Origin of the sequence: Bradyrhizobium manausense (assembly GCF_001440035.1) — a bacterium.
Lineage (GTDB): Bacteria > Pseudomonadota > Alphaproteobacteria > Rhizobiales > Xanthobacteraceae > Bradyrhizobium > Bradyrhizobium manausense.
Map to the genome: position 1 here is coordinate 13949 of NZ_LJYG01000053.1, position 19879 is coordinate 33827.

The window sequence follows — 19879 nt, forward strand, 5'->3', positions numbered from 1 at the left end:
CTCCCCATGGCGCGCGTTGCGCGCCCTGGCTCGCACCTCAGGATGACGGATTGGTAAGCGCGGGATCAGGCAGGAACCGCCTCTCCCCTCACCCGTTAGCCCCGCGACACCTGCACCAGACGCAGAGCATCGCGCCATGTCGGACGCCTATGATTATTTTCGTGCGCACGCGATTGCGGCAGTCCGCAAGGCGCGCGCGCTGCCGCCAGGGCGGCCGAAGCTGAAGCAGCGCACGGTCGCGCGCGTCTATCATCTCCTCGCCAAGGAGGCCGCGTTCACCCCGAACGTTCATCACCTCGACGATTTCAGGCACGCGCGACGGGCGGAGCGGCAGGTCCGGCACTGATCAGCATCTCCTATGCAAATTCGATCAGCAGCCATTCCCCGGGAATAGACACCGGGCCAGTTCCGCCCCGGTTGACCTTTTGACCGCCACCCAGTTGGATGCGCGCGCAAAATGGGCGCGACCAAACTTCGACAGGGGCTTCGCATGACCTTTTCCAGCATCTTCGCGCAGTTCGTCGCAGTCCTCGGTGGCATCGCGCTGCAATGGCGGAAGCTGACCGGCACCGAGGCCGCACCGGCCTGGGGCCAGACGCCGGCCATTCCCGAAGCCAAGCCGCAAGGCGCGATCCCGACCCTGAAGATGCCGACCGCGCGCGGCTGGAGCCAGGGCCAAAAGCCGACGGCCGCAGCCGGGCTCAAGGTCAACGCGTTCGCGACCGATCTCGACCATCCCCGCTGGATCGAGGTGCTGCCCAATGGCGACGTGCTGATCGCTGAAGCGACGCAGATCGCAGGCCCCCCGCGCAGCGTATTCCACTATGCGATGCAGGCAACGATGCGCCGTGCCGCGGCGCTCGGCGTCTCCGCCAACCGCATCACGCTGCTGCGCGACAAGGATGGCGACGGCGTCGCGGAAGTTCGCGGCGCCTTCATGGAGAACCTCAACCAGCCGTTCGGCATGGCGCTGGTCGGCGACACCTTCTATGTCGGCAACACCGACGGTGTGATGGCCTTTCCTTACGTCGCCAATGCCGATCGCATCACTGCGCCGGGCAAGCGGCTCACCACGTTCAAGCCGAGCGGCCACTGGACGCGCAGCCTGCTCGCAAGCCCCGACGGCAAGAAGCTCTATGCCGGCGTCGGCTCGCTCAGCAACATCGCCGAGATGGGCATGGAGGTGGAGGAAGGCCGGGCCGCGGTGTACGAGCTCGATCTCGTCGCCGGTACCCATCGCATCTTCGCGAGCGGCCTGCGCAATCCGGTCGGGCTTGCGTGGGAGCCGAACACCGGCGCGCTCTGGACCGTCGTCAACGAGCGTGACGGACTCGGCGACGAGACGCCGCCGGACTATCTCACGTCAGTGCGCGAGGGCGGCTTCTATGGCTGGCCTTATTGCTATTGGGGCAAGACGGTGGACGACCGCGTGCCGCAAGATCCGGCGATGGTCGCCAAGGCGATTCAACCTGATTACGCGCTCGGCGGCCATACTGCGTCGCTCGGCCTGTGCTGGATGCCCGCAGGCACCTTGCCGGGGTTCGGAGACGGCATGGTGATCGGCCAGCACGGTTCGTGGAATCGCAGCACGCTGTCCGGCTACAAGCTGGTGTTCGTCCCGTTCGCGAACGGCAAGCCCTCCGGCCCCGGCCGCGACATCCTGTCGGGATTCCTGTCCCCGGACGAGAAGGAATCCTACGGCCGCCCGGTCGGCGTCGTGATCGGCCCCGACAAGAGATCGCTGCTGATGGCCGACGACGTCGGCAACGTGATCTGGCGCGTGACGGGCGCTTAAGAATTACGTCCCAACGCTCAGCGTGGCGCGCTGCTTGCGGAGCAGTGCGATCACCGACAGCGCGGTGATCATCCCGGTCTTGGGATTTTCGGACGGGATGTTCTCGATGCCCATCGAGAATCGCGCCGAATCCGCTTCGACCTCGATGCGATGAACATTGCGCGTCACGGTGGGATCGGCCCAGACCTGGATCTGGGTGCGGTCGGGCCCGATGCCCGCCAAGGATAGCGCCACGGCGACATTGACGTTGGCAGGAAAGCCCTTTGCGGCGTCGCGCGCGCTGCCCTCGAACAGCTTGAGCGGCTCGCGCAGATTATCGATGTCGATGTTGTTCTGAACGATGAACGGCGCGCCTCTCAGCCCGTCGATCGGCTTGCGCGTGACCATCTTCACCGAATGGATGGTGCCGAGCGCGGCGGCGTTGACGGCATCGAGCCCGATCAGCGCGCCGGTCGGGACAAGAATGCGGCCGCCCTTGGCGCGGGCGAGATCGATGAGATCAAAATTGTCGAGCAAACCGCCGACGCTGACCACGACTGCGGACCTGCCTCGCTTCACCGCGGGCTCCACGATCGCGCGCAACTGGCTGCTCGGCGCGCACTCGACCACGATGTCGGCGACCTCGCCGAGCTGATCGATCGGCAGGATTTGCGGCTGGTGACGCAGGCCGCCCAGATACGCCTGATGCTTGGCGGGATCGCGCACGGCCACGGCTGACAGCATCAACCCCTCGATTCCATGATCGAGCGCGGTCGCGATCTTGCTGCCGATCGAACCCAGCCCGGCGATGGCCACCCGCAACTCGTTCGAAGCTTTCTGCCCAGTCATCGCGTCATACCTCTTTTGTCCAAGCCCGTGTCATAGCCCCTCACGCCTCCCGCGCATAGGAGCGCAGGCGCCCCTCCAGCACCGCCAGCATGGCATCGCGGGCCGGATCATTTGAGCCGCGCAGCCAGGCCGCCGCCAGCGGCAGCCGGCCGGCCGGGCCGCTCTGCCTCAGACGGAGCGGCACGAAGCGCACGCCCGAAACCGCCATCCGCGTGGTCCAGCGCGGCACGATGGCAACGCCGAGCTTGGTTGCCACGAGATTGATGATGGTCTGCTTCTCGTCCGCGACTTGCACGATGCGCGGCGTCAGGCCCGCCTGCTCGAACAGCTTGACAGTGAGGTTGTAGCTGTCCGGCCGCGAACGGCGATCCGGCACCAGCATCGCCTCGCCCGCAATGTCCGCCAGCGTGATCGATTTCCGTGCCGCGAGCGCATGGCGCTGCGGAAACGCCACGATCGCGGTTTCCTGAAGCAACGGGCGAAACTCGAGCCGTTTGTCCGCCCGATCGGGCGGACGGACGAAAGCGAGATCGAGCGCGCCGGTCAGGATCTTTGGCAACAGCCTGACGGTCTTGTCCTCCAGAAGCTGGACCGAAACTTCGGGATGCCTGCTGCGGAAGTCACGCAGCAGCGGCGGCACCAGCCCCGCCGCAGCGCTGTCGACGGCGCCGATCCGCAGCCGTCGCGCTGCGCCCGCGCGGGAGCGATTGCGCAGATTGCTCTCGACCGCCTCCACCTTGGCAAGGATTGCGCGGGCATCACGCAGCAAGGTGGTGCCGTCCTCGGTGAGCGAGACTGCCCGGGTCGTGCGCGCGAATAGTCGCGTTCCCAGATCCTCTTCCAGCAGACGGATTTGGCGGCCGAGCGCAGATGGCAGCATCTGCAAATGCTGCGCGGCGCGGCCGAAATGCAGCTGCTCGGCCGCCGCCACGAAGCATCGGAGCTGATGCAATTCCATCAAACATTCCCTCGTCCCACCAAGCGATGATTATATCATTTTTTTGTATAAACCAGCGGCAATTGAATCCGCCTCATAGCCCGGCCTAAGCTTACCGCGCGACATCCCAAACGGAGCCTTCCCATGCGCACACATTCGATCGCAGCCATTCCCGCCGACGGCATCGGTCCCGAGGTGATCTCGGCCGGAATCCGCGTGCTTGAGGCCTTGGCGAAGCGCAGCGGTGACATCGCCTTCAATGTCAAAACCTTCGACTGGGGCTCGGACTATTACAAGAAGCACGGCGTGATGATGCCGGCCGATGGGCTCGCCGAGCTGAAGAAGTTCGACGCGATCTATTTCGGCGCGGTCGGCGCACCTGACGTGCCCGATCACATCACGCTGTGGGGCCTGCGCCTGCCGATCTGCCAGGGCTTTGACCAATACGCCAATGTGCGGCCGACCAAGATTCTGCCGGGCGTGGCCTCGCCGCTGCGTAACGTCGGCGTCGGCGATCTCGACTGGGTGATCGTGCGCGAGAATTCGGAAGGCGAATATGCTGGCATGGGCGGCCGCGCGCATAGAGGCCTGCCCGAGGAGGTCGGCACCGAAGTCGCGGTCTTCACCCGTGTCGGCGTCAGCAGGATCATGCGCTACGCGTTCCAGCTCGCGCAGTCGCGTCCGCGCAAGTTCCTGACCGTGGTCACCAAGTCGAACGCGCAGCGCCACGGCATGGTGATGTGGGACGAGATCGCCGCGGAAGTCGCGACCGAATTCCCTGACGTGACCTGGGACAAGATGCTGGTCGATGCCATGACCGTGCGCATGACGCTGCATCCGAAGAGCCTCGACACCATCGTTGCGACCAACCTCCACGCCGACATCCTCTCCGACCTCGCCGGCGCACTCGCAGGCAGCCTCGGCGTGGCGCCGACCGGCAACATCGATCCGCAGCGCCGCTTCCCCTCGATGTTCGAGCCGATCCACGGCTCGGCCTTCGACATCACCGGCAAGGGCATCGCCAATCCGGTCGCGACGTTCTGGACCGGCGCGCAGATGCTGGAGCATCTCGGCGAGAAGGACGCGGCCGCGCGGTTGATGAAGGCGGTCGAGCAGGTCTGCGCCGCCGGCGTGCTGACGCCTGACGTCGGCGGCAAGGCGACGACGAAGGACGTGACCGACGCCGTGATCGACGCGATCCACGGCTCGAACGTCTGAGGAAAAGCTATTTCTTGCGCACCGAAGGTGCCGCCGGCGGCGGCGCCGCCATTGCGGCTGCGGCGTCCGGCGGCGCCAAATGTCTGGGCACGACGATGGACTGGCCCGGCGTGAGCGTGGCGTTCTCGACCAGCGAGTTGCTCTGCGCGATGGCCCAGACCGGCACGCGATGGGTTGCCGCGATGCTCTCCATCGTATCGCCGGTGCGGACCGGTATGCGCACGCCGCTGTCCCACAATTCAACGAGCGTGTCCCCAGGGACCTGATAGCGCAGCGGCACGGCGTCAGCCTGGGTCTGCGCCTGGATACGCGGCAACTGCGTCACCATGTCGACGATCTGGCGATGGATGTCGTCCGACTTCTCGATGTTGATGTGCGTGACGCGGCCGTTCAGCTTCAAATCGTAGCTGGCATAATGGCCGCGAAAGCCAGGCACCGCCACCACATCGCCACCACCGAGCACGCTGTCGGACAGGAAGATGTTGATGAAGCGCTCGACATTGAGCGGCACGTCGTCGGTTGCGTGCGCGGGGTCGATGGCGATGACGAGGCTGATCGGGATGTTCTCCTTGGCTGCCATCTCGGAGATGATGACCGAGCACAGCCCACCCATGGAATGGCCAATCAGCACGATCGGCGCCGGGCTCTCCTTGTAGCTGTCGATCGCGCGATTGCCGATCAGCCGGCACAAGGTGAATTCGTAGACGTCGGCCGAGAAGCCGGCCTTGGTCAGCTTCTCGCTGAGCCGATCGATGCCGGTCGAGAAGAACGGCCCCATGGCGCCGCGGAACAGATAAATCTTCGGCGGCGGCAGCGGCTCGACCGGCGGAGCCGGAGGCGGCAGCGCGACCACCGGGACTGCAGCCGGCTTTGGCTTTGCGGGTGAGGCCGCAGCCAGACCGGGATTGAAGGCGAGCAGCGCGCAAGCTGCCAACACCACAAGTCGCCTGGGATCAATCATCAAGTCCTACAGTCCCACCACGGGAGGCAGGGGCCTCCCCGCGGCGGTTCTTGACCGCCGATTGGGTGGTTTTTGCGGCACGAAACCGGCCCGGTCAACCGGCTCCGTGGGCGCGATCAGCTGATCACTGCCGGCTCTTGAGCCTGCTGCGATGCGCCGCCTGTTTGGCTCGGTTGCCGCAGACCGCCATGATGCACCATCGCCGCGCGCGGCGACGGGTGTGGTCCGCGAACAGCATCGTGCAATTATGGCCCTCGCACGCCTTCACGTCGGAAAAGTCTTCGTCGCAGACGAACTTCGCCATCGCCTCACCGATCGGCAACAGCAGCGACCGTGGTGATCGCCAGTGCCGCGTGGTCCGCAACGCAAGGCCACGATGGCTGTCGTCGTGCCGGGGTTCGATCCGGCTGAAGACCTCGTCCTGTTCCAGGAGGCTGTTCAGCGGACCGAGCTCCTTGAGCGCCGTCGCCGCGAGCGGTCGGCCCGCATGCTTGCGGACAAAGCCCCTGAACCATTCGCGCAAGGCCCGCGCCTGATCGGCAACCTCGTCCAACTCATCAGGCTTCGCACGTGCCCTCAACGCCTCCAGTTCGTCCGTGGGCACCAGCTTCGCCTGCGCCAGCCAATCGATCAGCCCATCGCCATCGTCGATCCAGTCGACGGGCGTATCGACCGGCGTCGCGATCGAATTGAGGAAATCCAGCCCGAGCGAGTCGGCGATGAATACGGCAGGCGGTCTGTCCATGGGTGATCCCTGACGATTCCGGGTGGGCATGGCGAACGTAACCATCAAATTAGCTGTTGACAAGTTACTAATATCAAAATAACCGTCTTACTGCCAATTAATAGGTTACTCGAAATGGAGAGGCTCATGGCCCGCACGACCTATCGCACCGCCGACGTCGACGGCTTCAAGGTGTTCTATCGCGAGGCCGGCCGCGTCGGCGCGCCGAAGCTTCTGCTGCTGCACGGCTTCCCGAGCGCAGGTCACATGTTCCGCGACCTGATCCCGCTGCTGACGGACAAGTTTCACATCGTCGCACCTGATCTTCCCGGCTTCGGCCAGTCGGACATGCCTTCGCGCGAAACCTTCAGCTACAGCTTCGACAACATTGCGCGCGTGATCGAGCGCTTCACCGAGGTGATCGGCTTCGATCGATTCGCCGTCTACGTCTTCGACTACGGCGCGCCGACCGGCTTCCGGCTCGCGCTCAGCCATCCCCAAAGGATCACCGCGATCATCTCGCAAAACGGCAATGCCTATGAGGAGGGCCTCAGCGACGGCTGGACGCCGATCAAGGCCTATTGGCAGGATCCCTCGCCCGCCAATCGCGAGGCGCTGCGCGGCTTTCTCACACCGGATGCGACACGCTGGCAGTATACGCATGGCGTCCCAGATCCGACGGCCGTATCGCCTGACGGCCAGAACCTCGACAATTTCTACCTGGCACGCCTTGGCGCCGATGAGGTGCAGCTCGATCTGATCGGCGACTACAAGAGCAATGTCGCTCTCTATCCCGCGTTCCAGGACTATTTCCGCAAGCACAAGCCGCCCATCCTTGCGGTCTGGGGCAAGAACGATCCGTTCTTCATCCCGCCCGGCGCAGAAGCGTACAAGCGCGACAATCCAAATGCGGTGGTGAAATTCCTCGACACCGGACATTTCGCGCTGGAGACGCACGCAAGTGAGATCGCGGAGGCCATCCGCGCCTTTCTCGCATAGCGAACGCGCGACCACGGCGTTACGGCAGCGCGGACAAGACAAGGCCGCCGCCGACAATCAAGTCGGCGGCGGCACAATCAGATCAGCATTCGCTGGCGCCAGGCCTCAGTTCCTCGCCGGCGCCGTCGCCGCCGCCGAGCGCGCGGCCCGCGGCGCCGCGCCGGGCTCGGCGACAGGTGCCGGACCGTGCCAACGGGCGATCGCGGCGTCGATCTCGGCGATGACGCGGCGCTGGATCGCCTCGTTCTTGTCGATGGTGATGTGGCCGACGCCGCTGCCGCGCACGTCGACATTGTCGAGCTTGCCGCGCAGGCCGGCCGCGGCGCGCACCGGCTCGCCCGGACCGTCGCCGATATAGATGTTGATGTAGCGCTCGGCGCCGGTCGACAGCCTGGTCTTGAATACGGAGTCGAGGCCGATCGCGAGCTTCACGGGCACGCCGAGCTGGTTCAGCTTGGCGATCATGTCAGGGAGCGCGGTCGCGCCGGAGGAATGGCCGACCAGGATGATGGTCTTGAGGCGGCCGGCCTTGTAGGCGGTCGCGGCTTCATCGGCGAGCGAGGACCAGGACACGAAGTTCGCGACCGTCACCGGGATACCCTGCGCCTCGAGCCTTGCACCGATCGTGTCGAGCCCGAGCGAGAAGATGTTGAGCACGCCGCGGAGCAGATAGACGTGCGTCGTTGCAGCGGCCTGGCTCGGCGCCGCCCTGGCGGGGGACGGGCTCATGGCAACAGCTGACAGCAGGAGCAGGCAGATCGCCCACACGCGGAGGGCGGGCAACTGGCTTGCGCCGGCGGTGTGACGGCCGTTCAGTCTCATTGATGTTTTCCCTGGGACATACGCTTCGCGATTGGCTGGAATCGTAGCCTTGGCTTGCTCGCAGACGCAACAAAGAGCCGCGTGAACGGCGATCTTCGCCGCAATCCGTGACCATCGCGCAACACCTGCTCGAAACCTACCACCAATGGGCCGGTTTTGAGACCATTTTTCTCAAGGCGATTGCGACCGGGCAAGGCCATTCCTATTTCGGGGGTCCGCCGGACGAGCCCGCCAGGGCGCAGGTTCCGGTGCATCCCCCCACCCTAGCGGCCCCCATGTCCTCCATCATTTCCGTCGCCAACCTGTCCAAGACCTATGGGTCCGGATTCAAGGCACTCAAGAACGTCAATCTCGACATCAGGCGCGGCGAGATCTTTGCGCTGCTCGGCCCCAACGGCGCCGGCAAGACCACGCTGATCTCGATCATCTGCGGCATCGCCAATCCGAGCGAAGGCAAGGTTTTGGTCGGTGGCGAGGACATCCAGATCTCCTACCGCAAGGCGCGCTCGCTGATCGGCCTCGTGCCGCAGGAGCTCCATACCGACGCCTTCGAGAGCGTGTGGGCGACGGTGAGCTTCTCCCGCGGCCTGTTCGGCAAGCCGAAGAATCCGGCCCTGGTCGAGAAGATCCTCAAGGATCTGTCGCTCTGGGACAAGAAGGACAACAAGATCATCACGCTGTCCGGCGGCATGAAGCGCCGCGTGATGATCGCGAAAGCGCTCTCGCACGAGCCGCAGATCCTGTTCCTGGACGAGCCGACCGCCGGCGTCGACGTCGAGCTGCGCAAGGGCATGTGGGAAGTGGTGCGGGCCTTACAGCAATCCGGCGTCACCATCATCCTGACCACGCATTACATCGAGGAAGCCGAGGAGATGGCCGACCGCATCGGTGTCATCAACAAGGGCGAGATCGTGCTGGTCGAGGACAAGACGACCCTGATGCAGAAGCTAGGCAGGAAACGGCTGACGCTGCATTTGCAGGGTAAGCTCGGCGCGCTGCCGGAGAGCCTCAGCAAATACAAGCTCGAGCTTTGCGACAGCGGGGCGACGCTGGTCTACGACTACGACACCAAGGGCGAGCGCACCGGCATCACCAGCCTGCTCAGCGACCTCCGCACCGCCGGCATCCGCTTCAACGATCTCGACACGACCCAATCGTCGCTCGAGGACATCTTCGTCGACCTCGTGAGGACGTCATGAACCACCGCGCCATCCGCGCCATCTATCTGTTCGAAATGGCACGCACCTGGCGCACGCTGCTGCAAAGCATCGTCTCGCCTGTCGTTTCGACCTCGCTCTATTTCGTGGTGTTCGGTGCTGCGATAGGCTCGCGCATCAGCCAGGTCGAAGGCGTCAGCTACGGCACATTCATCGTGCCGGGCCTGATCATGCTGTCGGTGCTGACGCAGAGCATCGCCAACGCCTCGTTCGGCATCTACTTCCCGAAATTCACCGGCACGATCTACGAGATCCTGTCGGCGCCGATCTCCTATTTCGAGATCGTGCTCGGCTATGTCGGCGCCGCCGCGACCAAGTCGATCATTCTGGGCCTGATCATCCTGGCGACAGCCGGCCTGTTCGTGCCGCTGCACATCCATCATCCGGTCTGGATGCTGGCCTTCCTGGTGCTGACGGCGGTGACGTTCAGCCTGTTCGGCTTCATCATCGGCATCTGGGCCGACGGGTTCGAGAAGCTGCAGATGATCCCGATGCTGGTGGTGACGCCGCTGACCTTCCTCGGCGGCAGCTTCTATTCCATCGACATGCTGCCGTCGACCTGGCGCACGCTGGCCCTGCTCAACCCGGTCGTCTATTTGATCTCGGGCTTCCGCTGGAGCTTCTACGAGATCGCTGACGTCAGCGTGTCCATCAGCATCGGCATGACGGTGGCGTTTCTGGCGATCTGCCTCGCCGTGATCTGGTGGATCTTCCGGACCGGATATCGGCTGAAGAACTGATTGCGGATCAGTAGCCCGGANGGGACAGCCGTCACCTCAGGCACAAAGACCCCGGATTGCGCTTCGCTCCATCCGGGCTACTGCGACATAAGTTCATCAGTCCAAGCGATGGACGGCGGCGAAAGCCGCGTCTGGAAGGGCCACCATCAACGCGCAAGGCGGCCAAATGGTTGCGCCTTTGTCATGAATTGTCGGCGTTATGAACGTCCGCCCGCTCGCGAAAATGTCAGCACCGGCAGCGCCGGCGCGGCACAAAGCGGCCTTGCTTACGCCCGGCATCGCGTTAACGATGGCAGGAAGGTGAGCTAGGCAGGCCGCTGGAACGAAAGCCGGATTGCAGGCATAGTGCATGCCGGGGACGGAGAGCCGCGGCGCTAGCAAGAACAGGCCGGAGGCCAGACGTCAGATGCGTTCGTTTCTTATCGCTTTCACTTCGTTGATGCTCTTGAGCGCGGGCACCGCGCAGGCCAAGGTCGACATTACCGTCGACAAGGACAATCAGCAGATGACCGTCGCGGTCGACGGCGTGACGCGCTACCGCTGGCCGGTGTCGACAGGCATCCCCTCGCGCGAGACGCCAAATGGCTCGTTCCGCGCCTTCCGCATGGAAGAGGATCACTTCTCCAAGGAATTCGACGACGCGCCGATGCCGCACTCGATCTTCTTCACCAAGATCGGGCACGCCATCCACGGCACCGACTCGGTCGGACGATTGGGCACGCCCGCCTCGCATGGCTGCGTGCGGCTGTCGCGTCAGAACGCCTCGACACTCTACGCGCTGGTGCAGGAGCAGGGCGTGCTCAACACCACGGTGACGCTGACCGGCTCGGCGCAGGTCGCGCTGGCCCGCAACCCGCGCGGCCGCGCCAACAATGCGGTGGCCCGTGCCCAGCAGCCGGCCGAGGAGCAGCAGTACGCCACCTCTGGCGATCCCGTCAGTCTGACACCCCCGATGCAGCCAGCGCGGCGCTACGACGACAATTACATCTATCCCGCCGACGGCAGCGACACCGGCGCGCGCTATCCGGCGCCGCGCCCGATCACCCGCCCCTATGGCACCCAGGTCTACCAGCAGCTGCCGCAACCGCAGCAGCCGACCTACGACCCGGCCTATAGCCAGCAGGGCTATTACTATCAGCCGCAGCCGCGCCAATACTATCAGCCGCGCAATTACTACTACCAGAACTGACGCTATCGCTTGAGTTCGGCGCCGGCCCCGACGCCGAACTCTCACGGGGTGGACGGCGCTGTCGATGCCGATTATTGGTCGGTCCGGCTTAGGCTGCGGTTCCTCTTGCCATTCGCGGTCATGATGTCATTTCGTCCTGCACACCTGCTCGGCACGATCTGTCTTCTCGCTGCAGGAGGAGCCATGACTGGCAACGCGATGGCTTTCGATCTCGAGGCGCATCGCGGCGGACGGGCGCTGCTGCCGGAAAACACCCTGCCGGCCTTCGCCAACGCACTCACGATGGGCGTGGACACGCTCGAGCTCGATGTCGGCGTGACCTCGGACGGCGAGGTGGTCGTGTCGCATGAGCGCGGGCTCAATCCCGACCTCGCGCGGGATGCTGGTGGCACCTATGTCACGGCACCAGGCACGCCCTTCGTCAAGCTGCGGTTCGCCGACGTCAGGACCTACGACGTCGGCCGGATCCGGCCGGACAGCGCCTATGCGAAGCAGTTTCCCGACCAGCGTGCCGTGCCGGGGACGCGCATTCCCACGCTGAAGGAGCTGTTCGCACTGGTGCGCAAATCCGGCAACGACCGCGTGCGCTTCAACATCGAGACCAAGATCGATCCCGATCATCCCGATGAATCGCTGGAGCCGCAGCCCTTCGTCACGAAGCTGCTCGGGGTTATCGAGAACGAAAAATTCTCGGGCCGCGTCATGATCCAGTCGTTCGACTGGCGGACCTTGCTCCTCGTCCAGCAGCAGGCCCCGGCCATTCCGACGGTTTATCTGACACTGCAGCGCGGCCCGGCACCGACGATCGCCCTCGACAAGGCCACCAGCTGGACGGCGGGTTTCAACCCGGCCGATCACGGCGGCTCGCTGCCGCGGACCATCAAGGCCGCGGGCGGCGCGGTGTGGTCACCCTATTTCGGCGACGTGACCGCGGCACTCGTCGCAGAGGCGCATACGCTTGGGTTGCGCATCGTGGTCTGGACCGTCAACAAGCCCGACGACATGGCCCGGATGATCGAGCTCGGCGTCGACGGCATCATCTCCGACAGACCCGACCTGCTGCGGCAGGTGGCCGGCGAGAAAGGCGTAAAGCTGCCGGCGGGAACACCGGTCCAGCCGTAAGCCCTCCACCTTGTAGCCCGGATGGAGCGCAGCGAAATCCGGAAGCGGTGTGGCCCAAGCGCAGGGGGTCCCGGATTACGCCTCGCTCCATCCGGGCTACGAAGCGCTACTGCTCCCCGAACCGCAAGCGCCGATACAGCGCGCCGAGGATGTTGGAATAGTCGTCGGTCCAGACCCGCACCTTCTCGTCCGCGTCGGTCTCCTCCCACTGCTTGGAGGACGCGAGCTTGCCGACGTCTTCAGCCTCGCGCGCGGAGATGACGACGTCGGTCGAGAAGATGTAATCGGCGTCGCGCCCCGAATCCTCGTCATAGACCCAGCTCTTCAGATCGTTGGCATCGGCAATGCCGACCACGACGGGCTCGAGATCGAGATGGCGGTTGGAGACGTGCATCACCACCGCGCCGTGGGGGGCGAGCTTGTCCTTATAGATCTTCATTGCTTCCTGGGTCGCGAGATGAATCGGGATCGCATCCGACGAATAGGCGTCGACGATGATGAGGTCGTAGATGCCGTCGGGTTCTCTGGCGAAGGTGAGGCGCGCGTCGCCGATGACCGGCTTCAGGTCCGGCAGGCAGCTCGAGATGTAGCGAAAGTTTTTGGGATCGCGCGCAGCATCGACCATGGACTGGTCGATCTCGAAGAATTTCCAGTCCTCGCCGGGTTCGGCGGCGCAGGCGAGCGTGCCTGATCCAACGCCGATCGCCGCGACCTTGAGCGGCGCGCCTTTACGCTCGCGGATCGCTGTGATGGCCTGCCCGATGCCGCCGTCCCGGTGATAATAGGTGATCGGCTCCGGCCGGCCGGTGACCGGCGTGCCATCATTGTTGCGGAAGCGCTCGGCGCCGTGAATCGTGGTGCCGTGCATCAGCACATGGAAATAGCCGCCCGGCGTCTCCACGATCTTGTGCACGCCGAAGAAGCTGCGCACCGTGGTGACCCGGCCTTCGTCGGCCGGATAGATTCGGATCAATGCGAGCGCGAGCGCGACAGTGGCAAAGATCTTCCAGCGACTGGCATTGAGTGCGAACGCCAGCAGCGCAGCCAGCACGCCGACGGCGCCAGCGACCCAGACGCGCTGATCCTCGAACCAGGTCGAAACATTGCCCGTCGTATAAGACGGTGCAATCAACACGACCGCGAGCACGGCCAGTGCCAGCCAATACCATTTCACGATGACCGCAGGACGCTCGTTCGCCGACGGCCGGCACAGCGCGGCAAGCGCGATCAGGATCGGATATTCGGCGATCCAGGAGAAGGTGAAGGGCGCGACGAGGCCCGCAAAGAGACCGCCGACCATGCCGCCGAACGACAGCGCGACATAGAAGCCGGTGAGATATTTGGCGGCCGGGCGGGTCCGCGCCAGCTCGCCGTGACAGGCCATGGCGATGATGAAGAAGCAGAGCTGATGGCCGCCAAGCGTCAGCAGCAGATTCTGCTCGCCGCCGAAGGCCAGCAGGATGACGACGCCCGCGATCGCGGCAGGCTGGAGCAACAGCATCCATTTGTGCGGCAAAAGCGGCCGCGACTGAAACACCACCACCCAGGTCAGCAGATACAGCGACAGCGGCAGTACCCATAGCAGCGGCGCCGCCGCGACGTCGGTGGAGATATGCGCGGTGACCGCGATCAGCAGGCCTGACGGGACTGCTGCGAGGAAGATCCAGCGCAGCCGCGTCACGATGCCTGGCGCCGGCGCATTCGCCTCTTCGGCACGCATATCGGCCAATGCAAGCTTCGGCGAGCGCAACAACAGCACGCCGCAAGCGGCGATCAGCAGGATCAGCAGGCCGTAGCCGCCGGTCCAGAGCCGGTTCTGCGTGTGCAACGTGAACATCGGCTCCAGCAGAAAGGGATAGGACAGCAGCGCGAGGAAGCTGCCGATGTTCGACGACGCATAGAGGAAATACGGATCGTCGCCATCAGGGTGGCCGGTGCGAACGAACCACGCCTGGAGCAGCGGATTGTTGGCAGCGAGCGCGAAGAAAGGCAGCCCGATCGACATCACGAACAGGCCGAGCAGCCACAGCGCATAGCCCGACGCCGGCGGTTCGCCATAGGCGCTGGCGATGCCGAGCGGCAGCGTCACGAAAGCCGCGATCAGCAGCACCAGATGCACCACGACCGGAACCAGGCGGTTTTTCACCTGCATCAGCAGATGCGCATAGGCATAGCCCGCCAGCAGCAACGACTGGAAGAACACCATCGCCACCGACCACACCGCCGGCGAGCCGCCGAGCCGCGGCAGCACCATTTTCGTGAACAGCGGCTGCACGGAGAACAGCAACAGCGCACTGACGAAAATCGCGGACGTGTAGACTGTCAGCAGCAGCCGGTTGCGCAAGGCGGACGGCTGCTCCGTGGCAGCGGGTTGCACGATCGAATCCATGGGAGCTCCGGCATTCCTCCGGCGCGCGCCGGGCGCGCGCAATGGAGCACACCACGCCTGAACGGGCAATAAATGGTCTCGTGATGTTGCAGGCGGGAATGCTTGATATAGAGATGTCATTCCGGGGTGCCTCGAAGAGGCGAACCCGGAATCTCGAGATTCCGGGTCTGGTCCTTCGGACCATCCCGGAATGACAGCGGAACATTAGACCTCATCATGACCGAAACCGACGTCGTCATCATCGGCGCTGGCCATAACGGCCTCACCTGCGCGGCCTATCTCGCGATGGCGGGCCTGCGCGTGCATGTGGTCGAGCGCCGCAGGGTGGTCGGCGGAGCGGCTGTCACGGAGGAGTTTCATCCGGGCTTTCGCAACTCGGTCGCGGCCTACACGGTAAGCCTGCTCAATCCGCAAGTCATCCGCGACCTCGGACTTGCAGAACAAGGCCTGCGCGTGGTCGAACGGCGCGCGCAGAATTTTCTGCCCGCGCCCGACGGCAGCTATCTCCTTACCGGCGAGGGGCGGACCAAGGCGTCGGTTGCGCGGCTCAGCGCGCGCGATGCCGATGCGCTCGATGGTTTTTCGCGCGAGCTCGAGGACATCGCCGACGTGCTGCGACAGTTCGTGCTGCGCGCGCCGCCGAACCTGCTCGACAGTTTTGGCATCGGCGCGATCCGCGAGGCCGCGAATGCGCTGGCGACAGCCAACATCCTGCGCGCCCTGACGCTGGAGCAAAGCCGCAGCCTGCTCGATCTCTTCACCCGATCGGCCGGCGAGATGCTGGATGAACGCTTCCAGCACGATCTGGTCAAGGCGCTGTTCGGCTTCGATGCCATCGTCGGCAACTACGCGAGCCCTTATGCGGCCGGCTCGGCCTATGTGATGCTGCATCACGCCTTCGGCGAGGTGAACGGCAAGAAAGGCGTCTGGGGCCACGCCATCGGCGGCATGGGTGCGATCACGCAGGCCATGGCGCGCGCCGCCCGCGCGCGCGGCGTCACGATCGATCTCGATGCCGGCGTGCGCGAGGTCATCGTCGAGCGCGACCGCGCCGCCGGCGTGGTGCTGGAGAACGGCACCATGATCCGCGCAAGATACGTCGCGGCCAACGTCAATCCCAAACTGCTCTACACGCAGCTGATCGCAGCCGACGCACTGCCCGCAGATTTCCTCGCCCGCATCCGGCACTGGAAGAACGGCTCCGGCACCTTCCGCATGAACGTGGCGCTGGACCGCCTGCCCACCTTCACGGCGCTGCCTGGCGACGGCGATCATCTCACCTCCGGCATCATCGTGGCACCAAGCCTGGCCTACATGGACCGCGCCTGGCTCGACGCGCGGGCGCAGGGCTGGAGCAAACAGCCGATCGTCGAGATGCTGATCCCCTCGACGCTCGACGACACGCTCGCGCCGGCGGGCAAGCACGTCGCCAGCCTGTTCTGCCAACACGTCGCGCCGGACCTGCCCGACGGCAAATCCTGGGATGATCATCGCGAGGAGGTCGCCGATCTCATGATCGCGACGGTGGACAGTTACGCGCCGGGCTTTGCGGCAAGCGTGCTCGGCCGCCAGATCCTCTCCCCGCTGGATCTCGAGCGACAATTCGGCCTGCTAGGGGGCGACATCTTCCATGGCGCGCTGACGCTGAACCAGCTGTTCTCGGCGCGGCCAATGCTGGGTCATGCCGATTATCGCGGGCCCCTGAAGGGCCTCTATCATTGCGGCTCAGGGGCCCATCCCGGCGGCGGCGTCACCGGCGCCCCCGGCCACAACGCGGCGCAGGCGATCCTGCGCGATCACCGCAGCCTGTTCGCAGGCCGTGGATAGGTCTGTGGATGGGCTTGTGGATGGGCTGTGGACAGACCTGTTGGCAGGGCTGTGGTGAAGCGGTGGGATCCTCACGCGACCGCCAGGTACATCGAGGGATCAAGCTGTGGAGAAGGGGCTGGATAGACCGCGGACAAGCCGGTGGAAGACTTCACGATCGCGAGTGGACAACCTGTGGGCACAGGCGACGATGTCAGCCTCGCTTGCTCCCAAAACGACATCGCCTACCAGGGGGCAACTCCCTGGCAGGCGGTCGTCGAAAAAAGCCGTCTATGAAGAAAATGGCCCCGCTGGGAAATGGGAGGCTGAAATCACTTCAAGGAGGTGCTAATCGAACCGAACTTGTCGTTCATCGTGGTGCCCAGGCTGTTCACCACGGTGATGATGGCCAGCGCGATGCCGGCCGCGATCAGGCCGTATTCGATGGCAGTCGCGCCGGATTCATCGGACCAGAACTTCAAAATCATGTGCTTCAAGACTCGCCTCCGTTTTCGATTCCGAGCGGTGTTGGTTGGAACGTCGGGGATTCTACGGGGCACAACCTACAGTCCGGTTAACCCGGGAACCGCAAGTTATGCGGAAAATTGGGAACAAAAGTTCTCCAAATTGAATCCAATGGAACCCTGAGCATGCAGCCTTCTCCCACCCATCGCGCCAGCTTTTCCATCGGCAACGAGGCTGCTGCCAGGCGTGTCGTCGACCTGCTGACGGAAGTCTTTTTCGAGGGCGATGCTGCGGTTGCCGCTTTCGAACGACCGGATGGACAATGGGATGTCACGCTGCATTTTGCAGAGGCGCCCGATCACGAACTGCTCCGCGAACTCGTTGCAACTTCAGCGGGAAATGACATCGCCGCGACGCTTGCATTCGACACGGTCGAAGCCAAGGACTGGGTCAAGGCCAGCCTGGAGGACCTCGTGCCGGTGCCGGCCGGACGCTTCGTCGTCCATGGTAGCCACGACCGCGACCGCGTGGCGCCAAACAAGCTCGCCATCGAGATCGAGGCGGCCCTCGCCTTCGGCACCGGACACCATGGCACCACGCGTGGCTGTTTACTTCTGCTTGACCATATCCTGAAGCGCGCGCAGCCGAAGCGCGTGCTCGATCTCGGCACCGGGACCGGCGTGTTGGGCATCGCCGCGGCCAAGGCGCTGCATCGCGCCGTGCTGGCCTCGGACATCGACCCGCCCTCGGTGCGGGTTGCAGCCGAGAACGCCGCCCTGAACGAAACAGGTCAATATGTGCGGGTGATCCGCGCCACCGGCTTTGCCGCGCCGGACTTTGCCAAAAGCGGCCCGTTCGACCTGGTGCTAGCCAACATCCTGGCCAATCCGCTGCGGCAATTGGCGGGCCCGATGGCCCGGCATCTTGCGCCCGGCGCTCGCGTCATCCTCTCCGGCCTGTTGACCCACCAGGCCCCCGCAGTAATCGCCGCCTACCGCGCGCGCGGCCTGGTGCCGCTGCGGCATCTGCGGATTGAGGGGTGGAGCAGCTTGTTGCTGAGGAAGGTCTCGTAGGCTGGGTTTGCCCCGCAGATGCGCGAAGCGCATCTGCTCGGCGTAACCCACCTCTTCTGCCTCGACGGCTACACACAGCGGTGGGTTACGCCTTCGGCTAACCCACCCTACGAGACTGTGAATCTTTTGTACCGCGTGTCGGGCGAATGTGATTCTCTAGGCAGACTGATCTGCTGGAGAGGATGATGGCTGACGAGGGACTTTTTGGCGAATTGCCGGATCAGTCGGCGCCACGAACCGAAGCGGTGCCGCGGGGTGCACCTCGGCTGCGCGAGCCCGTGCGCAATCAGGTCGAATTGCGGGCGGTCGATATCGACAGCCTGATCGGGCAGGATCATCTGGCCCGGGTGATCTGGGCTTATGTCGAGGGGCTCGACCTGAGCGAGCTGGAAGATCGGGTTAAGGCACGGGAAAACAGGCCGGGCCATCCGGCGCCATCACCCCGGCTGCTGCTGGCGCTTTGGCTGTACGCCACGAGCGATGGCGTTGGCAGCGCGCGGGCGTTGGATCGGCTCTGCGACAGTCACGACGTCTACCGCTGGCTCTGCGGCGGCGTGTCTTTGAACTATCACACACTGTCGGATTTCCGGGTCGGCTGCGCGGACCTGCTGGACCGTTTGCTGGTCGAACATCTGGTGGCTCTGAATGAGGCAGGGCTGATTGATCTGGAGAAGCTGACCCAGGACGGGGTGCGGATACGGGCGAATGCGGGGGCCGGCTCGTTCCGGCGGGAGGCAACGCTCGGCCGGCAGATGGCCCAAGCGAAGGCTGTGGTGGAAGAGCTCAAGCGCGAGGTCGATGCGGATCCGGAAGCCAGCAGCCGGCGTATCAGGGCGGCCAGAGAGCGCGCGGCACGCGAACGCAGTGAGCGGGTGCAGGCTGCGCAGAGGGCTTTGGACGAGATCAAGCGGAAGCGCAAGCAACTCGACGAAAAAGGCGGCAATGGCAAAAAGCCGAAGGAGCCCCGGGCCTCCACCACCGACCCGCAGGCAAGGGTGATGAAGATGGCAGATGCCGGCTTCCGCCCCGCCTACAATGTGCAGGTGGCCAGCGCGGCCGGCGAACTGATCGTGGTCACGGTCGACATCGACAACAACGGATCAGATCGCGGCTTGATGCGGCCGATGCTGGAGCGAACGCGCACTCGGCTGAAGCGCTTGCCGCGTCGCTACCTCGCCGATGGCGGGTTCTGCAGCGGCGAGGACATCGAATGGGCGCACGGTGAAGGCGTCGAGGTCTACTGTCCTCCGCCCAACTCCAGGAGCGGTGTCGATCCCTTTTTACCTCGGAGCAGCGACGGTCCTGGCGTCGCGGCCTGGCGGGCCCGCATGGCCAGCGAAGCCGGCAAGGCACAGTACAAAGCCCGCACGATCTGCGAATGCATCCATGCCCGGTGGCGGAACTGGGACCTCAGGCAATTGACCGTGCGCGGCATCGAGAAGGTCCGTGCCGTCGTGCTCTGGTACGCCCTCACCAACAACATCCTGCAAGGACACCAACTGGCAAAAGCATAGACAGCACAGCCATCCCCCGGCGGTTCGACATCGACGGCCCCCGACATCAGCGCGGGCGCTACCCACTCTTTAATATCGAA

Annotated in this window: 18 protein-coding genes; 11 read left to right on the plus strand and 7 right to left on the minus strand. The window is 64.6% G+C overall.

The annotated features are described in order from the left end of the window. Positions 1 to 136: 136 nt before the first annotated feature. Both AOQ71_RS14125 and AOQ71_RS14130 read left to right on the plus strand, forming a co-directional pair. Positions 137 to 346, plus strand: coding sequence for a hypothetical protein (locus AOQ71_RS14125; RefSeq protein WP_057747292.1), 210 nt, complete (start codon positions 137 to 139; stop codon positions 344 to 346). 144 nt (positions 347 to 490) lie between these two features. Next, the gene (locus AOQ71_RS14130; RefSeq protein WP_057747293.1) at positions 491 to 1795 is read left to right on the plus strand and encodes a PQQ-dependent sugar dehydrogenase; all 1305 of its coding nucleotides are present in this window, start codon (positions 491 to 493) and stop codon (positions 1793 to 1795) included. A 3-nt stretch (positions 1796 to 1798) separates the two neighbouring features. On the opposite strand, the gene AOQ71_RS14135 is transcribed toward AOQ71_RS14130, so the two are convergent. After that, on the minus strand, positions 1799 to 2623 hold the full coding sequence (locus AOQ71_RS14135; protein ID WP_057747294.1) for an aspartate dehydrogenase: 825 nt from the start codon (positions 2621 to 2623) through the stop codon (positions 1799 to 1801). 40 nt (positions 2624 to 2663) lie between these two features. Beyond that, entirely contained in the window at positions 2664 to 3581 is a 918-nt protein-coding gene (locus tag AOQ71_RS14140; RefSeq protein WP_057747295.1) for a LysR family transcriptional regulator, read from the minus strand. Between the two features lie 123 nt (positions 3582 to 3704). Here AOQ71_RS14140 and AOQ71_RS14145 point away from each other — a divergent pair, with 123 nt between their 5' ends. Then, positions 3705 to 4778 carry a tartrate dehydrogenase gene (locus AOQ71_RS14145; protein WP_057747296.1) on the plus strand — a complete coding sequence of 358 codons (1074 nt, stop codon included), beginning with the start codon at positions 3705 to 3707 and terminating at the stop codon, positions 4776 to 4778. A gap of 7 nt (positions 4779 to 4785) precedes the next feature. Here AOQ71_RS14145 and AOQ71_RS14150 read toward each other — a convergent pair whose 3' ends face one another. Beyond that, the gene (locus AOQ71_RS14150; RefSeq protein ID WP_057747297.1) at positions 4786 to 5739 is read right to left on the minus strand and encodes a LysM domain-containing protein; all 954 of its coding nucleotides are present in this window, start codon (positions 5737 to 5739) and stop codon (positions 4786 to 4788) included. Positions 5740 to 5863: 124 nt separating this feature from the next. Further along, positions 5864 to 6484: a CGNR zinc finger domain-containing protein gene (locus tag AOQ71_RS14155; RefSeq protein ID WP_057747298.1), complete on the minus strand. Its 621-nt coding sequence runs from the start codon at positions 6482 to 6484 to the stop codon at positions 5864 to 5866. 126 nt (positions 6485 to 6610) lie between these two features. Here AOQ71_RS14155 and AOQ71_RS14160 point away from each other — a divergent pair, with 126 nt between their 5' ends. Further along, the gene (locus AOQ71_RS14160) at positions 6611 to 7462 is read left to right on the plus strand and encodes an alpha/beta fold hydrolase (RefSeq protein WP_057747309.1); all 852 of its coding nucleotides are present in this window, start codon (positions 6611 to 6613) and stop codon (positions 7460 to 7462) included. Positions 7463 to 7567: 105 nt separating this feature from the next. Here the strand turns inward: AOQ71_RS14160 and AOQ71_RS14165 are convergent, their stop codons facing one another. After that, the gene (locus AOQ71_RS14165) at positions 7568 to 8284 is read right to left on the minus strand and encodes a hypothetical protein (protein WP_057747299.1); all 717 of its coding nucleotides are present in this window, start codon (positions 8282 to 8284) and stop codon (positions 7568 to 7570) included. Positions 8285 to 8559: 275 nt separating this feature from the next. Between AOQ71_RS14165 and AOQ71_RS14170 the strand changes: the two genes are divergently transcribed. The 4 genes from AOQ71_RS14170 to AOQ71_RS14185 all read left to right on the plus strand — a co-directional run bounded on the left by AOQ71_RS14170 (position 8560) and on the right by AOQ71_RS14185 (position 12552). Continuing rightward, positions 8560 to 9483 carry an ABC transporter ATP-binding protein gene (locus tag AOQ71_RS14170; protein ID WP_057747310.1) on the plus strand — a complete coding sequence of 308 codons (924 nt, stop codon included), beginning with the start codon at positions 8560 to 8562 and terminating at the stop codon, positions 9481 to 9483. After that, positions 9480 to 10241 carry an ABC transporter permease gene (locus tag AOQ71_RS14175; protein WP_057747300.1) on the plus strand — a complete coding sequence of 254 codons (762 nt, stop codon included), beginning with the start codon at positions 9480 to 9482 and terminating at the stop codon, positions 10239 to 10241. Before AOQ71_RS14170 ends, AOQ71_RS14175 begins: the two co-directional genes overlap by 4 nt. Positions 10242 to 10647: 406 nt before the next feature. After that, a complete protein-coding gene (locus AOQ71_RS14180; protein WP_057747311.1) occupies positions 10648 to 11430 on the plus strand; it encodes a L,D-transpeptidase in 783 nt (260 codons plus the stop codon). A 183-nt stretch (positions 11431 to 11613) separates the two neighbouring features. Next, positions 11614 to 12552, plus strand: coding sequence for a glycerophosphodiester phosphodiesterase (locus tag AOQ71_RS14185; protein ID WP_245316877.1), 939 nt, complete (start codon positions 11614 to 11616; stop codon positions 12550 to 12552). Positions 12553 to 12658: 106 nt separating this feature from the next. Here AOQ71_RS14185 and AOQ71_RS14190 read toward each other — a convergent pair whose 3' ends face one another. Continuing rightward, positions 12659 to 14941 carry a spermidine synthase gene (locus AOQ71_RS14190; protein ID WP_057747301.1) on the minus strand — a complete coding sequence of 761 codons (2283 nt, stop codon included), beginning with the start codon at positions 14939 to 14941 and terminating at the stop codon, positions 12659 to 12661. A 216-nt stretch (positions 14942 to 15157) separates the two neighbouring features. Between AOQ71_RS14190 and AOQ71_RS14195 the strand changes: the two genes are divergently transcribed. Next, positions 15158 to 16768 (plus strand): phytoene desaturase family protein, encoded by a 1611-nt coding sequence (locus tag AOQ71_RS14195; RefSeq protein ID WP_057747302.1) that lies wholly within the window; start codon positions 15158 to 15160, stop codon positions 16766 to 16768. Between the two features lie 311 nt (positions 16769 to 17079). On the opposite strand, the gene AOQ71_RS14200 is transcribed toward AOQ71_RS14195, so the two are convergent. Further along, positions 17080 to 17235 carry a Flp family type IVb pilin gene (locus AOQ71_RS14200; RefSeq protein ID WP_083514188.1) on the minus strand — a complete coding sequence of 52 codons (156 nt, stop codon included), beginning with the start codon at positions 17233 to 17235 and terminating at the stop codon, positions 17080 to 17082. Between the two features lie 162 nt (positions 17236 to 17397). Here AOQ71_RS14200 and AOQ71_RS14205 point away from each other — a divergent pair, with 162 nt between their 5' ends. Together AOQ71_RS14205 and AOQ71_RS14210 are read left to right on the plus strand one after the other, a co-directional pair. Then, the gene (locus tag AOQ71_RS14205; protein ID WP_057747304.1) at positions 17398 to 18285 is read left to right on the plus strand and encodes a 50S ribosomal protein L11 methyltransferase; all 888 of its coding nucleotides are present in this window, start codon (positions 17398 to 17400) and stop codon (positions 18283 to 18285) included. Between the two features lie 182 nt (positions 18286 to 18467). Continuing rightward, entirely contained in the window at positions 18468 to 19799 is a 1332-nt protein-coding gene (locus tag AOQ71_RS14210) for an IS1182 family transposase (RefSeq protein ID WP_057742559.1), read from the plus strand. Positions 19800 to 19879 lie beyond the last annotated feature (80 nt).

What these genes read in the sequence shown, in the direction of transcription:
- AOQ71_RS14125 (WP_057747292.1), top strand. Translation starts at nt 137, where the DNA reads ATGTCGGACGCCTATGATTATTTTCGTGCGCACGCGATTGCGGCAGTC.
- AOQ71_RS14130 (WP_057747293.1), top strand. Translation starts at nt 491, where the DNA reads ATGACCTTTTCCAGCATCTTCGCGCAGTTCGTCGCAGTCCTCGGTGGC.
- AOQ71_RS14135 (WP_057747294.1), bottom strand. Translation starts at nt 2,623, where the DNA reads ATGACTGGGCAGAAAGCTTCGAACGAGTTGCGGGTGGCCATCGCCGGG.
- AOQ71_RS14140 (WP_057747295.1), bottom strand. Translation starts at nt 3,581, where the DNA reads ATGGAATTGCATCAGCTCCGATGCTTCGTGGCGGCGGCCGAGCAGCTG.
- AOQ71_RS14145 (WP_057747296.1), top strand. Translation starts at nt 3,705, where the DNA reads ATGCGCACACATTCGATCGCAGCCATTCCCGCCGACGGCATCGGTCCC.
- AOQ71_RS14150 (WP_057747297.1), bottom strand. Translation starts at nt 5,739, where the DNA reads ATGATTGATCCCAGGCGACTTGTGGTGTTGGCAGCTTGCGCGCTGCTC.
- AOQ71_RS14155 (WP_057747298.1), bottom strand. Translation starts at nt 6,484, where the DNA reads ATGGACAGACCGCCTGCCGTATTCATCGCCGACTCGCTCGGGCTGGAT.
- AOQ71_RS14160 (WP_057747309.1), top strand. Translation starts at nt 6,611, where the DNA reads ATGGCCCGCACGACCTATCGCACCGCCGACGTCGACGGCTTCAAGGTG.
- AOQ71_RS14165 (WP_057747299.1), bottom strand. Translation starts at nt 8,284, where the DNA reads ATGAGACTGAACGGCCGTCACACCGCCGGCGCAAGCCAGTTGCCCGCC.
- AOQ71_RS14170 (WP_057747310.1), top strand. Translation starts at nt 8,560, where the DNA reads ATGTCCTCCATCATTTCCGTCGCCAACCTGTCCAAGACCTATGGGTCC.
- AOQ71_RS14175 (WP_057747300.1), top strand. Translation starts at nt 9,480, where the DNA reads ATGAACCACCGCGCCATCCGCGCCATCTATCTGTTCGAAATGGCACGC.
- AOQ71_RS14180 (WP_057747311.1), top strand. Translation starts at nt 10,648, where the DNA reads ATGCGTTCGTTTCTTATCGCTTTCACTTCGTTGATGCTCTTGAGCGCG.
- AOQ71_RS14185 (WP_245316877.1), top strand. Translation starts at nt 11,614, where the DNA reads ATGACTGGCAACGCGATGGCTTTCGATCTCGAGGCGCATCGCGGCGGA.
- AOQ71_RS14190 (WP_057747301.1), bottom strand. Translation starts at nt 14,941, where the DNA reads ATGGATTCGATCGTGCAACCCGCTGCCACGGAGCAGCCGTCCGCCTTG.
- AOQ71_RS14195 (WP_057747302.1), top strand. Translation starts at nt 15,158, where the DNA reads ATGACCGAAACCGACGTCGTCATCATCGGCGCTGGCCATAACGGCCTC.
- AOQ71_RS14200 (WP_083514188.1), bottom strand. Translation starts at nt 17,235, where the DNA reads ATGATTTTGAAGTTCTGGTCCGATGAATCCGGCGCGACTGCCATCGAA.
- AOQ71_RS14205 (WP_057747304.1), top strand. Translation starts at nt 17,398, where the DNA reads ATGCAGCCTTCTCCCACCCATCGCGCCAGCTTTTCCATCGGCAACGAG.
- AOQ71_RS14210 (WP_057742559.1), top strand. Translation starts at nt 18,468, where the DNA reads ATGATGGCTGACGAGGGACTTTTTGGCGAATTGCCGGATCAGTCGGCG.